Source organism: Afipia sp. GAS231 (assembly GCF_900103365.1).
Lineage (GTDB): Bacteria > Pseudomonadota > Alphaproteobacteria > Rhizobiales > Xanthobacteraceae > Bradyrhizobium.
Window position 1 is genome coordinate 6,249,971 of sequence record NZ_LT629703.1, and the last position, 15,994, is coordinate 6,265,964.

Consider the following 15,994-nt stretch of genomic DNA (forward strand, 5'->3'; position numbering starts at 1 on the left):
ATTAAAAAACAAGATTAGACATTATCATAGCCATATGCGGGAGTAGATGTCGACCCAATTGGAGCTGTTGCAACGATGACCAGCTTGGCGAGAACCGAACGACCCGCCGACGATGCATCCAATTTATCGCCGAGCGTTTTGGCCCGGCACGCCTGCCGCACCGGTATGGCTTCCAGCACGGCCGGCGTCGCCGACGGCTTCGTCCAGGGCAATCTCGCCATCATGCCGGAGAAGCTCGCCAGCGCGTTTCACCGGTTCTGCCAGCTCAATCCCAAACCGTGCCCGATCATCGGTATGTCCGACGTCGGCGATCCCCGCATTCCCGCCCTCGGCCTCGACCTCGACATCCGCACCGATTTGCCGCGCTACCGGGTCTGGCGCGACGGCGAGGTGGTGGAAGAACCGACCGACATCATGGCGCACTGGCGCGATGATCTCGTCGCCTTCGTGATCGGCTGTTCGTATTCGTTCGAGGAGGCGCTGCTGGCGGACGGCCTGCCGATCCGCCACATCGAGCGCGGCACGCGGGTGCCGATGTTCCGCACCAACATCGCCTGCCAACCTTCGGGACCGTTCGCGGGTCCGATGGTGGTGTCGATGCGACCGTTGAAGCCGGCGGATGCGATCCGCGCGGTGCAGATCACCTCGCGCTTTCCCTCCGTGCACGGCGCGCCGGTGCATCTCGGCCATCCCTCGTCGATCGGCATTGCCGACATTGCCAAGCCCGACTACGGCGATCCGGTTCCGGTCGCCGCCGACGAGATCCCGGTGTTCTGGGCCTGCGGCGTGACGCCGCAATCGGTCATCGCGGCCGCCAAGCTGCCGTTTGCGATCACGCATGCGCCCGGATTGATGCTGGTGACCGATCTGCTGAACAAGCACCTTGCCGTGCTTTGATGCAGTCCATGCCGCGCATTGAGGCTTTACCGTAACCGTCAACCGTTTCATCGATAACATCGGGCCAACAGAGGATTTTGTTATGAACATCACGCGCCGTAATGTGTTGCTTGGAGCCACTGCCGCCGCCGCGCTGGCGCCGATCGCGAGCCGCGCGCAAGCTTCCGAAGTGGTGATCGGCATCATCTATCCGTTCTCCGGCGCCAGCGCCCAGCAGGGCGTCGACGCGCAGAAGGCCTACGAGACCGCGCTTGAGATCATCAACAAGGATTACGACTTCGACCTGCCGCTGGCGAAAGGTGAGGGCCTGCCCGGCCTCGGCGGCGCCAAGATCAAGCTCGTGTTCGCCGACCACCAGTCCGATCCGCAGAAGGGCCGCGCCGAGACCGAACGTCTGATCACGCAGGAAAAAGTCTGCGCCGTCATCGGTACCTACCAGAGCGCGGTCGCGGTGACCGTCAGCCAGGTCTGCGAGCGCTACCAGACCCCGTTCATCTCGGCCGACAACTCTTCCCCGAGCCTGCATCGCCGCGGTCTCAAATATTATTTCCGCGCCGCACCCCATGACGAGATGTATTCGCAGGCGATGTTCGATTTCTTCGACACCCTGAAGAAGAAGGGCACCAAGATCGAAACGCTGGCGCTGTTCCACGAGGACACCATCTTCGGAACCGACTCCGCCAACGCGCAGACCAAGCTCGCCGGCGAGCGCGGCTACAAGATCGTCGCCGACATCAAGTATCGCTCGAACTCGCCGTCGCTGTCGTCGGAAGTGCAGCAGCTCAAGGCTGCCAATGCCGACGTGCTGATGCCCTCGAGCTACACCACCGACGGCATCCTGCTGGTCAAGACCATGGCCGAGCTCGGCTACAAGCCCAACGCCATCGTGGCGCAGGACGCCGGCTTCTCCGAAAAGGCGCTGTATGACGCCGTCGGCGACAAGCTCGAAGGCGTGATCTCGCGCGGCACCTTCTCGCTCGATCTCGCCGCCAAGCGGCCGATGGTCGGCAAGGTCAACGCCATGTTCAAGGAGAAGTCGGGCAAGGACTTCAACGACCTGACGTCGCGGCAGTTCATGGGCCTGATCGTGATGGCGGAGGCCATCAGCCGCGCCAAGTCCACCGACGGCGAGAAGATCCGCGACGCGCTGGCCGCGACCGACATTCCCGGCGAACAGACCATCATGCCGTGGAAGCGCATCAAGTTCGACGACATGGGCCAGAACAACGACGCCGATCCGGTGCTGCTGCAATATATCGGCGGCAAGTTCGTCACCATCTCGCCGCCGCAAGCCGCCGTCGCGGACGCCGTCTGGCCGATGAAGTAATCGGTGCCTGTCGCGAGGTCCAACCACAAGCATTGCGTCGTCCCTGCGAACGCAGGGACCCATACGCCCGGGACTATCGATTTCATCGTGGCCTCACGTCCTTTTTCCAAACGCGACTCCGGTGGTTATGGGTCCCTGCGTTCGCAGGGACGACGAGAGATAGGGGCATACCAATGACCGCCGAGACCATCATCCAAAGTCTGGCGAGCGGCCTGTTGATGGGGCTGCTCTACGGGCTGATTGCCGTAGGGCTCGCGCTGATCTTCGGCCTGATGGACGTCGTCAATTTCGCCCACGGCGAATTCCTGATGATCGCGATGTATGTGACGTTCTTCCTGTTCACGTTCTTTGCGATCGATCCGCTGCTGGCGGCGCCGCTGGTCGCGGCTGCGCTGTTCGTGTTCGGGGCGGTGATCTATCTGTTCATCGTGCGGTTTGCGGTGAGAGCGAAAGCCAATGCCGGCATGGTGCAGATATTCTCCACCTTCGGGCTTGCCATCGTGATGCGCGGGCTGGCGCAGTTCTTCTTCACGCCGGACTATCGCAGCGTTCCCCATTCGTGGCTCGGCGGCAAAACCGTCTCGCTTGGCGGAATCTTCCTGCCGGAGCCGCAACTGGTCGGTGCCGCGGTCTCGATCGCGGCGTTCGGCGCGCTCTATTTCTTCATCAACCGCACCGACTTCGGCCGTGCGCTCGAAGCCACGCGAGAGGACGCCGGCGCGGTGGCGCTGGTCGGCATCGACAAGAACCGTGTGTTCGCGCTGGGCTGGGGCCTCGGCGCGGCGCTGGTGGGACTTGCCGGCGCCATCATGTCGATCTTCTTCTACATCTACCCCGATGTCGGCGCGTCGTTTGCGCTGATCGCCTATGTCACCGTCGCGCTCGGCGGTTTCGGCAGTGTGTTCGGCGCCTTTGCCGGCGGCATCATTGTCGGCCTCGTCGAAGCCACCACGGCGATGATCCTGCCGCCGTCGCTGAAGTCGGTCGGCATCTACGCGGTCTATCTGCTGGTGGTCTTCGTCCGGCCGCGCGGCCTGTTCGGATCGATCTGATGGATAGCGAATTCGCAAAACGCCGCCGCCGCGAACTGATCACCGCCTTCTGTCTGGCCGCGATCGCCGCCACCGTGCCGCTGTTCGTCAAGGACGTCTACGTCCAGAACATCATGGTGCTGACGCTGATGTGGGGCGCGCTGTCGCAGAGCTGGAACATCCTGTCCGGCTATTGCGGACAGATCTCGCTCGGCCATGCGCTCTATTTCGGGCTCGGCGCCTACACCACCACCTTGCTGTTCACAAAGCTCGGCGTGCTGCCGTGGTTCGGCATGCTCGGCGGCGGATTGATCTCGGCCGTCATCGCGATGGCGCTCGGCTATCCCTGCTTCCGCCTGCGCGGCCATTACTTCGTCATCGCCACCATCGTCATCGCCGAGATCGGGCTGTTGCTGTTCCACAACTGGGACTGGGCCGGGGCGGCGCTCGGTATCGACATCCCCGTGCGCGGCGATAGCTGGCTGAAATTCCAGTTCACGCGCAGCAAGCTGCCATACTTCTACTTCGCGCTGGGGCTCGCCTGCGTCGCCTGGTTCGTCACCTGGTGGCTGGAAGATTCCAAGTGGGGCTACTGGTGGCGCGCGGTGAAGGACAATCCGGAGGCGGCCGAAAGCCTCGGCGTCGTCGTGTTCAATTCCAAGATGGGGGCGGCGGCGGTGTCGGCCTTTCTGGTCGCGATCGGGGGCAGTTTCTACGCGCAGTTCGTCTCCTATATCGATCCTGAAAGCGTGATGGGATTCCAGTTCTCGCTGCTGATGGCGCTGCCGGCCGTGCTCGGCGGCATCGGCACGCTGTGGGGCCCGATGCTGGGCGCTGTCATTCTGATTCCGCTCACCGAGCTGACGCGCTCCTTCATCGGCGGCTCCGGCCGCGGTGTCGACCTGATCGTCTATGGCGGGCTGATCGTGGCGATCTCGCTGGCGCGACCGCAAGGGCTGATCGGGCTGTTCGCACCCAAGCGCAAGGAGGCGGCACGATGACGACGCCTCTTTTGGAAACCCGCGGCGTCTGGCAGCGCTTCGGCGGACTTGTTGCCAATAGTGATGTCTCGATTTCGGTCGGCCGTGGCGAAATCGTCGGCCTGATCGGCCCCAACGGCGCCGGCAAGTCGACATTGTTCAACCTGATCGCGGGCGTGCTGCCGCCGACCCAGGGCTCGATCATGTTCGACGGCGAGGACGTCACCGCATTGCCGGCCGCCGTGCGTTGCCAGCGTGGCGTCGGACGTACGTTTCAGGTCGTCAAAAGCTTCGAGACCATGACCGTCATCGACAACGTCATCGTCGGCGCGCTGATCCGCAACACCGTGATGCGCGACGCCCGCCGCAAGGCCCATGAAGTGCTGGACTTCTGCGGCCTCGGCCCGCGCGCTGGCGTACTGGCAAGCGACCTGGTGCCGTCCGAAAAGCGCCGGCTCGAGGTCGCGCGGGCGCTCGCGACTGAGCCGAAGCTGCTGCTGCTCGACGAGGTGCTCACCGGTCTGACGCCGGTGGAAGCCAAGACCGGCGTCGAACTGGTGCGCAAGGTGCGCGAGACCGGCGTTACCGTGCTGATGGTGGAGCACGTCATGGAAATCGTAATGCCGCTGGTCGATCGCGCCATCGTGCTCGACCTCGGCAAGGTGCTGGTCGAAGGCAAGCCCACCGAGGTCGTTCGCGATCCGAAAGTCATCAGCGCCTATCTGGGGGACCGTCATGCTGTCGGTGCATGAAGTCACCACCGCCTATCAGGGCCTGGTCGCGATCTCGGCGATCTCGATCGAAGTTGCAAAAGGCGAGATCGTCTGCGTCGCCGGCGCCAACGGGGCCGGCAAGTCGACGCTGCTGAAGTCGATCGCCGGCGCCGAGCGCCCGCGCTCCGGCACGGTGTCGTTCGACGGCACCCGCATCGACGGCATGGCGCAGCATGTCATCACCTCGCGCGGCATCGCCTATGTGCCGGAAAACCGCCGCTTGTTTCCTCGACTGTCCGTGCGCGACAATCTTCGGCTCGGCAGCTATCTCTACCGTGGCGAGGCCGACCGCGAGGGACCGCTCGATCTGGTGTTCAACCTGTTTCCGCGCCTGTCGGAGCGGCTGGATCAGCGGGCCGAAACGCTGAGCGGTGGCGAGCAGCAGATGCTGGCGATCGGCCGCGCGCTGATGACGCGGCCGCGGCTGTTGATGCTCGACGAGCCGTCGCAGGGCATCATGCCGAAACTGGTCGATGAAATCTTCCAGGCGGTAAAACGCATCCGCGACGCTGGGATGACCGTGCTGATCGTCGAGCAGCGGATGTCGGAGTGTTTGGAAATCGCCGACCGCGCCTACATCCTGCAAACCGGCCGCGTGCTGATGCAGGGCAGTGCGGCGGAGATCAGCGCCAATCCGGACGTGCGCAGGGCGTATCTGGGGATGTGATTGAGGCGACGGCCTCTCCGCGTCATTGCGAGGAGCTTAAGCGACGAAGCAATCCAGACTTCCTTTGCAGCAAGCTGGATTGCTTCGCTGCGCTCGCAATGACGGTGAGGGACTAGTCGTGCCCATGCTCCGGCAACACCAGCCCAAACACTTTGGTCAAATCCGCAACCTGCTCCGGCGACAGATACCTCGGGTTCAGCCCGCGCAGCAGCAGATACAGTTTCGCGGTCTCTTCCAGTTCCTCGATCGCGAACACCGCGGCCTCCAGCGTGTCGCCTGACACCACCGGGCCGTGATTGGCGAGCAGCACCGACGAGTATTTGCCGGCGAGTCCCTTGATGGCGTCGGCCACCGCGGGGTCGCCGGGGCGGTAGTAGGGCACGAGCGCGGTGTGGCCGCATTTCATCAGGTAATACGGCGTCATCGGCGGCAGTGCGGCGCGCGGGTCGATCTCCGGCAGCATCGACAGCGCCACCGAATGGGTGGAGTGCAGATGCACCACGCCGCGCGCGGTGCCGCGGGTCTGATAGAGCGCGGTGTGCAGCGGCACTTCCTTGGTCGGGGCGTCACCGGTGACGAGCTTGCCGTCGGCGCCGAGCCGCGACAGCCGCGCCGGATCGAGGAAGCCCAGCGAGGCATTGGTCGGCGTCACCAGATAGCCGCCGTCGTCGAGTTTGACGCTGATATTGCCGGAGGAACCCGGCGTCAGCCCGCGCTCGAACAGCGAGCGGCCGAGACGGCAGATTTCCTCACGCAGTCGGCTATCGCTCATCCCGGTTTCCTCATTTTCAGCCTTGTCTCACGCTTTGGCAGCGCGGCCAAGCCGTGTTACCCAGAGGCAAAGCCGCCAACCAGAAACCATCGAGGAACCGCCGCATGCCTGTATCAGCCAAACCGCGCGTTGCCGTCATCGGGCTCGGCTCGATGGGGTTCGGCATGGCGACCTCGCTGCGCCGCAAGGGCCTCGAGGTCACCGGCTGCGACGTCTCGGCCGATTCCGTGGCGCGGTTCGAGGCCGACGGCGGCAACGGCGCCAAAACGCCCGCGGAAGCCGCGAAGACAGCGGATATCGTTGTCAGCGTGGTCGTCAATGCGGCCCAGACCGAGACCATTCTGTTCGGGGCTAACGGCGTAGCCGAAACTCTCGCTGAGGGTGCGGTGTTCATCTCGTCCGCCACCATGGATCCTGATGTGGCGCGGCGGCTGGCGAAGCAACTGGAATCGAGCGGCCGACATTATCTGGACGCACCGATCTCGGGCGGCGCACAGCGCGCGGCGCAGGGCGAACTCACCATTCTGGCGTCGGGCAGTCCGGCCGCCTTCGCCAAGGCACGGCCGGCGCTCGATGCAATGGCGGCAAAACTCTACGAGCTCGGCGATGCCGCGGGGCAGGGCGCCGCGTTCAAGATGATCAACCAGTTGTTGGCCGGTGTCCATATCGCAGCCGCTTCGGAGGCAATTGCGTTTGCCGCCAAGCAGGGGCTCGACATCCGGAAGGTCTATGAGGTGATCACGGCCTCCGCCGGCAATTCCTGGATGTTCGAGAACCGGATGCCGCATGTGCTCGACGGCGATTATACGCCGCGCAGCGCGGTGGAGATCTTTGTGAAAGACCTTGGCATCATCCAGGACATGGCGCGCTCGGCGAAATTCCCGGTGCCGGTTGCGGCTGCGGCGCTGCAGATGTTTTTGATGACGGCGGGCGCCGGCATGGGTCGCGACGACGACGCCTCGGTGGCGCGGATGTATGCCCGCGTCACCGGCACGCATCTGCCGGGCGACAAGTAGAAGCAAACCACAAGAGGACATTCGATGCCCCGTTTTGCCGCCAACCTCTCCATGATGTTCAACGAGGTCCCGTTCCTCGACCGTTTTGATGCCGCGGCGAAAGCCGGTTTCACGGCCGTCGAATTCCTGTTTCCCTACGATCATCCGGCCGACGCCGTCGGCGAGCGGCTGCATCGCAACGGCCTGACGCAGGCGCTGTTCAACCTGCCGCCGGGCAACTGGGAAGCGGGCGAGAAAGGTTTTGCCGCGCTGCCTGCGCGCTTCGACGATCTGAAGAAGAGCCTCGAGACGGCGTTGCCTTACGCCAAGGCGACCGGCGTCAAGCGCGTGCATCTGATGGCGGGCATCGCCAATCGCAGCGATTCCAAAGCGGTCGAGGCGTTTTACAGATCGGTGGCGGTGGCAGCGGAGTTCTTCGCGCCCCACGGCCTCGACGTCGTGATCGAGCCGATCAACCCGCGCAATGTGCCCGGATATTTCCTCAACGACTTTCTTTTCGCCCGCGATCTGATCGTTGAGCTGAAAATTCCGAACCTGAAGCTGCAGTTCGACATCTATCACTGCCAGATCATTCATGGCGACGTCACCATGCGGCTGCGCGAGATGATGCCGATCATCGGCCATATCCAGATCGCCAGCATTCCCTCGCGCAACGAGCCCGACGGCGAGGAACTGAACTATCCCTTCCTGTTCGCCGAGCTCGATCGGCTCGGCTATGGCGGCTTCGTCGGCTGCGAATACAATCCGCGCGGAAAAACCACCGACGGCCTCGGCTGGTTCAAGTCCTATGCCGGAGTGAAACCGTGAAACTGTCTCTTGGCTGCATCGCCGACGACTACACCGGCGCCTCCGACCTCGCCAACACGCTGACCCGCCAGGGCCTGCGCACGGTGCAGACCATCGGCGTGCCCGCGGACGATCTGACGTTGCCTGAGGTCGATGCCGTCGTGGTGTCGCTCAAGAGCCGCTCGATCGAGGCTAATCTGGCCGTGACGCGGTCGCGGGCGGCCGAAAAATGGCTGCGCGGGCGCGGCGCCGGCCATGTCCTGTTCAAGATCTGCTCGACCTTCGATTCCACCGATGCCGGCAATATCGGCCCGGTGATGGATGCACTGCGCGCTGATTCCGGCGACGCGATCGTGCTGGTAACGCCGGCTTTCCCGGAAACCGGCCGCACCGTCTACATGGGCAATCTGTTCGTAGGCGGCGTGCCGCTGAACGAAAGCCCGCTGAAGGACCACCCGCTCAACCCGATGCACGATTCCAACCTGGTGCGGGTGCTGGCGCGACAGAGCAAGACCAAGATCGGGCTCGTTGACCTTGCAACTTTGGCGAGAAGTGCCGATGCCGTTCGCGGACGCCTCGCCGATCTGGTGTCGAAGGGCTTTGGCGCCGCCGTGATCGACGCCGTGTTCGACCGCGACTTGGAGACCATCGGTGGCGTCGCGCTCGATCATCACCTGTCGGTCGGCGCTTCCGGCATCGGGCTTGGCCTTGCCCGGGCGCTGGTCGCGTCCGGCAAGGTCAAATCGGACGCGGTGGCCGCGGAATCGGAATCGGCGATCGGCGGACCGGCGGCATGCCTTGCGGGCAGTTGTTCGCAGGCGACGCTGCAGCAGATTGCGAACGCCGAAAAGACCATGGCCGTGCTGCATCTCGATCCCGAGCAGGTCATCGCAGGGCCCGATGAAGCAAAGCGCGCGCTGGCCTGGGCGAGCGAGCGAATCGGTAAAGGTCCGGTCCTGATCGCGAGCAGCTCGACACCGGATCAGGTCCAAGCTCTGCAATCACGTCATGGCCGCGATGCAGCCGGACATGCCATCGAGCAAGCGATGGCAGATATCGCCGAAGGTCTGGTGCGATCCGGCGTGCGGCGATTGGTGGTCGCGGGTGGTGAAACTTCAGGCGCTGTCGTCGATCGCTTGGGTATTCCCGGTTTCCTCGTTGGCACGGAAATCGCTGCAGGCGTGCCGGTTTTGCGCGCGGTCGGCGCAAAAGACGGTGCGATGTTGCTTGCACTTAAATCAGGCAATTTCGGTGGCGCGGAATTTTTCTCCGATGCGCTGAAGCTGATGCGCTGATCGCTTCGCTGCATTCATTCCCTGGTGAGGTCTGTCGCGTACCGTAATTTTACGGAACGACAAATTAACGCAACCTGAGGAGGCGTCGGGCTTGATACCCGCAAGGCTTTCTCACGATTCGCCTTCACCGCCTCGTCACAATCGGCAGCCCCCGCCCAAGATCAAGAGAATCCCCGCCATGCTCGCCAAGTACTCGATTCGAACCAAGATCATCAGCGTCGTTGCCTTCCTGCTGGTCGCGATGACCGGCATGGGCCTGCTCGCGGTCAAGAACATGCGGGCAATCAACGCCAACACGGTCGATATCGTGACCAACTGGATGCCGAGCGTCAAAGTGCTGGGCGAATTGCGCGCCGGCGTCATCACCTACCGCAACGTGATCCGCGAGCACATGCTGGCCGAGACGCTTGAGGAAAAGCAGGCGGCGGAAAAGACCCTGGCGACCGTCGTCGAGAGCAACACCAAGATCCGCGCGGCCTACGAGCCGATGATCACGTCGGCGGAAGAGCGCGCGCTGTACAACCAGTGGGGCGAGAAGTGGACGGAGTACAAGAAGGGGACCGAGGAAGTCATGGCGCTGTCGCGCAAGGAGGCCGGCAAGGTCCCTCACGAGGCTCATGAACTCAACTCCAAGACCGTGAACAAGATCGGCCTCGAGTCCGACGAGATCCTGAGGAAAGACATCGATCTCAACAACAAGGGTGCCGACGCCGCCGCCAGGGATGCCGCCGACAATTATGCGTCTGCCTTCATGATGCTTGCGGTAATCCTCGGCGCAGCCGTCATCATCGGTATCGGCGTGAGCTTCTACCTGGTTCGCGACGTCTCGACCGGCATCAATTCGATCGTCACTCCGATGCAGGCGCTGGGCAAGGGCGACCTCGGCGCGGAAGTGCCGCATCAGGGCGAGAAGACCGAAATCGGCGCGATGGCAGACGTGCTGCAGGTATTCAAGCAGGCGCTGATCGCCAAGAAGGCCGCCGACGAAGCCGCTGCCGCCGACGCCGAAGCCAAGATCGAGCGCGGCCGCCGCGTCGACAGCATCACCCGCAATTTCGAATCCATGATCGGCGAGATCGTGCAGACCGTTTCGTCGGCCTCGACCCAGTTGGAGGCTTCCGCCAGCACGCTGTCGGCGACTGCCGAACGTTCGCAGACGCTGACCACCGCGGTGGCAGCCGCTTCCGAGGAAGCTTCCACCAACGTGCAATCGGTGGCCTCGGCGACCGAAGAGTTGTCGTCCTCGGTCAACGAGATCAGCCGCCAGGTGCAGGAATCGGCGCGGATGGCGACCGATGCCGTCGGACAGGCCCGCGTCACCAACGACCGTGTCAGCGAACTGTCGAAGGCGGCAAGCCGCATCGGCGACGTCGTCGAACTGATCAACACCATCGCCGGCCAGACCAACCTCCTGGCGCTCAACGCCACCATCGAGGCGGCGCGCGCCGGTGAGGCCGGTCGCGGCTTCGCGGTCGTGGCGTCGGAAGTGAAGGCCCTCGCCGAACAGACCGCGAAGGCGACCGGTGAAATCGGCCAGCAGATTACCGGTATCCAGGCCGCGACCCAGGATTCGGTGACCGCGATCAAGGAAATCAGCGGCACCATCGAACGGCTGTCGGAGATCTCCTCGACCATCGCAGCCGCCGTGGAAGAGCAGGGTGCCGCGACGCAGGAGATTTCCCGCAACGTGCAGCAGGCGGCGCAAGGTACCCAGCAGGTCTCCGCCAACATCACCGACGTGCAGCGCGGCGCCTCTGAGACCGGCTCGGCTTCCTCGCAGGTGCTTTCGGCTGCGCAGTCGCTGTCGGGCGACAGCAACCGCCTCAAGCTCGAAGTCGGCAAGTTCCTGGATTCGGTTCGGGCAGCCTGACACTCGGCCGATAACAGACGAAAGCCCGGCTCCGAACAGGAGCCGGGCTTTTTCGTTCGTGAGCCTGCAAAAATTTGAGCGGCTCATGTCCCTCCCGCAGCAAAATTAACCTGATCTATGGACGTGCGCGGTAGGGGTCGAATGACAACCATGTCGCGCGATTCGTCTGCGCGAATTCAAAAGCTTCAAGGGGCGACGGCATGCTCAAATTCAATCGTATCGGATACAAGCTCGGTCTTGCCGGTGCCGTCGGCGTGTTGCTGTCGATCGGCATGGTCGCCAACCAGATGTTGACGGAATCCAGCGTCGCCGGCGTGAACGACCGCGCCGATCGCGCCCAGCGCGTTACGGAAGGGGCGCTGGCCGCGCAAGCGGATGTGCGTCAGGTCCAATTGGCCGGCCGTAACCTCAGGCTGGCACGGACGCCGGCGGAGATCGACAAGAGTCTTGCCGATATGCGCAAGGCCGCCACGGCCGAAGCGGCTGATATCGATGCCGCCCTTGCCGCCGCACTCCGTCCGGAAAGCCGGGAGCGATTGCAGAAGATCCAGTCGCTGATGACGAGCTTCATCGCCGGTATCGAGGAACTCGCAACCGCCCAACGCAACCTGCTGGCGCTGATCGAGAAGCGCAACGGTATCTCGGCCGAGTGGACCAAGGCGATCGGCAAGACGCTGAACTCGCAGATATTGGCCCGGTTCGACGACTTCGCCGACATGCAGAGCCTGCTGCACCAGGCCGACGCCAAGGTGAGCACCTTGCGGGCGCTGCTCTGGCGATTCGGCGCCACCGGCGAGGCCGGTATCCCGCAGCAGGTCAGCCAAACCCGGGCGGGACTCGAAGAAATCCTGAACCAGGTCAAAGGACGGGACGACGACAAGGAATTCCAGGCGATGGTCGGGGCGCTGGATTCCGTCGTCAGGCGCTTTCTGGCCGCCAACGACGAGTCCGTCAAGACGGAAGCGCTGAAGGAGGAGATCGTCCAGAACCGCATGCTCAAATTCGTCAACGAGGCCGGCGATCTGATGGAAGCCGCGGTTTCCACCGCGCAGGCCAATAACAAGGCCTCGAAGGAAGAAGCCGCGGTCCAGATCGCCTGGGCGAGCCAGATCAGCATGGCGATGGCCATCATTGTGATGATATCCCTGATCGTCTCGGTCGTGTTCTCCTTCCTCGGCATCGCGCGTCCGATGACGCGGCTCAACGGGGCGCTGGGCGAGATGGCCGGCGGCAAGCTCGATGTCGTGATCCCCGGCGCCGACCGCGGCGACGAGATCGGCGATCTCGCCAAGACGGTCGTCGTCATCCGGGAAAATGCCGAGCAAAAAGCCCGCGACGAAGCCGAAGCCAAGGCGACGCAGGACCAGATCGGGGCGCAACGGCGCAAGGCGGACATGATCCGGCTCGCCGATGATTTCGAAGGCGCGGTCGGCAAGATTGTCGAGACGGTGTCGTCGGCGTCCAGCGAACTCGAAGCTTCGGCGTCGACCTTGAGCGCAACCGCCGAACGTTCGCAGACGCTGACCACCGCGGTGGCAGCCGCTTCCGAGGAAGCTTCCACCAACGTGCAATCGGTGGCCTCGGCGACCGAAGAGTTGTCGTCCTCGGTCAACGAGATCAGCCGCCAGGTGCAGGAATCGGCGCGGATGGCGACCGATGCCGTCGGACAGGCCCGCGTCACCAACGACCGTGTCAGCGAACTGTCGAAGGCGGCAAGCCGCATCGGCGACGTCGTCGAACTGATCAACACCATCGCCGGCCAGACCAACCTCCTGGCGCTCAACGCCACCATCGAGGCGGCGCGCGCCGGTGAGGCCGGTCGCGGCTTCGCGGTCGTGGCGTCGGAAGTGAAGGCCCTCGCCGAACAGACCGCGAAGGCGACTGGTGAAATCGGCCAGCAGATCACCGGCATTCAGGCCGCGACCCAGGAGTCGGTGACCGCGATCAAGGAAATCAGCGGCACCATCGAACGGCTGTCGGAGATCTCCTCGACCATCGCAGCCGCCGTGGAAGAGCAGGGTGCCGCGACGCAGGAGATTTCCCGCAACGTGCAGCAGGCGGCGCAAGGTACCCAGCAGGTCTCCGCCAACATCACCGACGTGCAGCGCGGCGCCTCTGAGACCGGCTCGGCTTCCTCGCAGGTGCTTTCGGCTGCGCAGTCGCTGTCGGGCGACAGCAACCGCCTCAAGCTCGAAGTCGGCAAGTTCCTGGACTCGGTCCGGGCAGCCTGACGACCGCCGGACGACAGACAACGGCCCGGCCCCTGAGGAGCCGGGCTTTTTCGCGTGGTGCGCGAACTTTTGCCGCGGAATCGGAATAAGTGTTCAGTAGTTCCACTGAACCAAAATTAACCAGACCTGATCCGAAGCCCGATATCCTCTCAATCCGCGCGCTGATCGCCGGCTTTCACTTGCCGTCGCAAATGGCCGTTTTCCGGGGAAGTGTGGGGCACGGACATGAGCAAGCTCAATCGTATCGGGTACAAGCTGGGACTGGCTGGCGCGATCGGCGTCGTGCTGGCGATCGGCATGGCAGCCAACCAGATGATGACGGAAGCCACAGTAACCGACAGCACCGAGCGCGCGGGCCGGTCGCAGCGAGTGGCCGACAGCTCGCTCGCGGCGCATCTCGACCTGCGTAAGGTGCAGCTCACCGCCCGCGACATCAGATTGGCGCGGACGGCTGCCGACGTCGAAAAGACGGTCGCCGAGCTGCAGCGGTTCAAGGCATCCGAAGTGAAGCAACTGGAAATCGCACTGGCGACGGCGCAGAAGCCGGAGACCAAAGAACGGATACAGAAGATCAAGTCCGTGATGGAGGGTTTTGCTGCGGCGGTGGAAGAGCTGGCGCAGGCGCAAACCACGCTGCTCGCGCAGATCGACAAGCGCCAGGCGATATCGGCCGAATGGACCAAGGCGCTCGAGGCCGAACTGACTTCGCCGGCGCTGGCCAAGCTGGACAATCGCGGTGAGATCGAAAGGCTGCTGTATCAGGCCGACGCGAAGGTGAATTCCTTGCGGGCCATGGTCTGGCGGCTCGGAGCCACCGGCGATACCAGCATGATCGCGGCGATGACGAAGACCGAGGCCTCGCTGAAGGACGTTTTCAACAAGCTGCGCGGTGAGGCCGACGATCGCGATCTGCTGACCGTGATCAGTTCGCTGTCCTCCGTCGTCAAGCGCTTCCTGGCCGCCAATGAAGACGTCATCAAGACCGAACAATTGAAGAGCGACATCGTCGCCAATCGCACCACGAAGGCGGTTTCGGATGCCGCCGACCTGATGGAGCTGGTCGTGGACGTCGCGCAGAAGAATTCGAAGAATTCCCGGGAAGAGGTGACGGCGGAGATGGGGCAGGGCAACCGCATCAACCTGGTCATGACCATTATCGTCATCGGGTCGCTGATCGCATCGATGGCCTTCTCCTTCCTCGGCATCGCACGCCCGATGACGCGCCTCAACGGGGCGCTGGGCGAGATGGCCGGCGGCAACCTCGATGTCGTGATCCCCGGCGCCGGCCGGGGCGATGAAATCGGCGACCTTGCCAAGACGGTCGTCGTTATCCGGGAGAATGCCGAGCGGAAGGCCCGCGATGAAGCCGAAGCCAAGATCAGGCAGGACCAGGTCGCGGCGGAGCAGCGCAAGGCCGAGATGATCAAGCTCGCCGACGATTTCGAGGGCGCAGTCGGCGAGATCGTCGAGACCGTCTCGTCGGCGTCGACCGAACTCGAAGCCTCCGCCGGCACGCTGACGTCGACCGCCGAACGGGCCCAGCAACTGACGACCATGGTGGCGGCGGCTTCTGAGGAGGCCTCCACCAACGTGCAGTCGGTGGCGTCGGCGACCGAGGAGATGGCGTCGTCCGTCAACGAGATCAGCCGCCAGGTGCAGGAATCGGCGCGGATGGCCAACGAAGCGGTTGGACAGGCGCGCGCCACCAACGATCGCGTCAGCGAATTGTCGAAGGCGGCGAGCCGCATCGGCGACGTGGTCGAACTGATCAATACCATCGCCGAGCAGACCAACCTGCTGGCGCTCAACGCCACCATCGAAGCCGCGCGCGCCGGCGATGCCGGCCGCGGTTTTGCGGTCGTGGCGTCGGAAGTAAAGGCACTCGCCGAGCAGACCTCGAAGGCGACCGGCGAGATCGGCCAGCAGATTTCGGGCATCCAGGCGGCGACCCAGGACTCGGTCAGCGCGATCAAGGAGATCAGCAGCACCATCGAAAAGCTGTCGGAGATTTCCTCGACCATCGCGGCTGCCGTAGAAGAGCAGGGCGCGGCGACGCAGGAGATCTCTCGCAACGTGCAGCAGGCGGCCCAGGGCACTCAGCAGGTCTCTTCCAACATCACCGACGTGCAGCGCGGCGCCTCGGAGACCGGCTCGGCTTCCTCGCAAGTGTTGTCGGCGGCGCAGTCGCTGTCGGGCGATAGCAACCGCCTCAAGCTCGAGGTTGGCAAGTTCCTCAATTCGGTTCGGGCGGCGTAAGGTAAAAAACTAGGTATATCTACGGAGTATGCATTAACGGGAAGCGAGCGCCCGACCCCTACTATTCCGTGCGGCGGAACCGGCCAGCCATCG

Annotated in this window: 13 protein-coding genes; 12 read left to right on the top strand and 1 reads right to left on the bottom strand. The window is 63.8% G+C overall.

What is annotated here, in order from left to right; all coding sequences use genetic code 11:
• Positions 1-75: 75 nt before the first annotated feature.
• From BLS26_RS29470 to BLS26_RS29495, 6 genes are all read left to right on the top strand, one after another.
• On the top strand, positions 76-897 hold the full coding sequence (locus BLS26_RS29470; RefSeq protein ID WP_092516005.1) for a putative hydro-lyase: 822 nt from the start codon (positions 76-78) through the stop codon (positions 895-897).
• A gap of 82 nt (positions 898-979) precedes the next feature.
• Entirely contained in the window at positions 980-2,224 is a 1,245-nt protein-coding gene (locus BLS26_RS29475) for an ABC transporter substrate-binding protein (RefSeq protein WP_092516006.1), read from the top strand.
• A 173-nt stretch (positions 2,225-2,397) separates the two neighbouring features.
• Positions 2,398-3,276 (top strand): branched-chain amino acid ABC transporter permease, encoded by an 879-nt coding sequence (locus BLS26_RS29480; RefSeq protein WP_092516007.1) that lies wholly within the window; start codon positions 2,398-2,400, stop codon positions 3,274-3,276.
• Positions 3,276-4,256: a branched-chain amino acid ABC transporter permease gene (locus BLS26_RS29485; protein WP_092516008.1), complete on the top strand. Its 981-nt coding sequence runs from the start codon at positions 3,276-3,278 to the stop codon at positions 4,254-4,256. Before BLS26_RS29480 ends, BLS26_RS29485 begins: the two co-directional genes overlap by 1 nt.
• Positions 4,253-4,987, top strand: coding sequence for an ABC transporter ATP-binding protein (locus BLS26_RS29490; RefSeq protein ID WP_092516009.1), 735 nt, complete (start codon positions 4,253-4,255; stop codon positions 4,985-4,987). The genes BLS26_RS29485 and BLS26_RS29490 overlap by 4 nt, the downstream gene beginning before the upstream one ends.
• Positions 4,971-5,675: an ABC transporter ATP-binding protein gene (locus BLS26_RS29495; RefSeq protein ID WP_092516010.1), complete on the top strand. Its 705-nt coding sequence runs from the start codon at positions 4,971-4,973 to the stop codon at positions 5,673-5,675. The genes BLS26_RS29490 and BLS26_RS29495 overlap by 17 nt, the downstream gene beginning before the upstream one ends.
• A gap of 112 nt (positions 5,676-5,787) precedes the next feature.
• On the opposite strand, the gene BLS26_RS29500 is transcribed toward BLS26_RS29495, so the two are convergent.
• Complete coding sequence (locus BLS26_RS29500; protein ID WP_092516011.1) at positions 5,788-6,447, bottom strand: aldolase; 660 nt, start codon at positions 6,445-6,447, stop codon at positions 5,788-5,790.
• Between the two features lie 104 nt (positions 6,448-6,551).
• Between BLS26_RS29500 and ltnD the strand changes: the two genes are divergently transcribed.
• The 6 genes from ltnD to BLS26_RS29530 all read left to right on the top strand — a co-directional run bounded on the left by ltnD (position 6,552) and on the right by BLS26_RS29530 (position 15,901).
• Entirely contained in the window at positions 6,552-7,463 is a 912-nt protein-coding gene (gene ltnD / locus BLS26_RS29505) for an L-threonate dehydrogenase (protein ID WP_092516012.1), read from the top strand.
• A 24-nt stretch (positions 7,464-7,487) separates the two neighbouring features.
• Entirely contained in the window at positions 7,488-8,270 is a 783-nt protein-coding gene (otnI, locus tag BLS26_RS29510) for a 2-oxo-tetronate isomerase (RefSeq protein ID WP_092516013.1), read from the top strand.
• Positions 8,267-9,544 (top strand): 3-oxo-tetronate kinase, encoded by a 1,278-nt coding sequence (otnK, locus tag BLS26_RS29515; protein ID WP_092516014.1) that lies wholly within the window; start codon positions 8,267-8,269, stop codon positions 9,542-9,544. The genes otnI and otnK overlap by 4 nt, the downstream gene beginning before the upstream one ends.
• 178 nt (positions 9,545-9,722) lie before the next feature.
• Positions 9,723-11,414 (top strand): methyl-accepting chemotaxis protein, encoded by a 1,692-nt coding sequence (locus BLS26_RS29520; protein ID WP_092516015.1) that lies wholly within the window; start codon positions 9,723-9,725, stop codon positions 11,412-11,414.
• 200 nt (positions 11,415-11,614) lie between these two features.
• Positions 11,615-13,645 carry a methyl-accepting chemotaxis protein gene (locus BLS26_RS29525; RefSeq protein WP_092516016.1) on the top strand — a complete coding sequence of 677 codons (2,031 nt, stop codon included), beginning with the start codon at positions 11,615-11,617 and terminating at the stop codon, positions 13,643-13,645.
• Between the two features lie 225 nt (positions 13,646-13,870).
• The gene (locus BLS26_RS29530; RefSeq protein WP_092516017.1) at positions 13,871-15,901 is read left to right on the top strand and encodes a methyl-accepting chemotaxis protein; all 2,031 of its coding nucleotides are present in this window, start codon (positions 13,871-13,873) and stop codon (positions 15,899-15,901) included.
• Positions 15,902-15,994 lie beyond the last annotated feature (93 nt).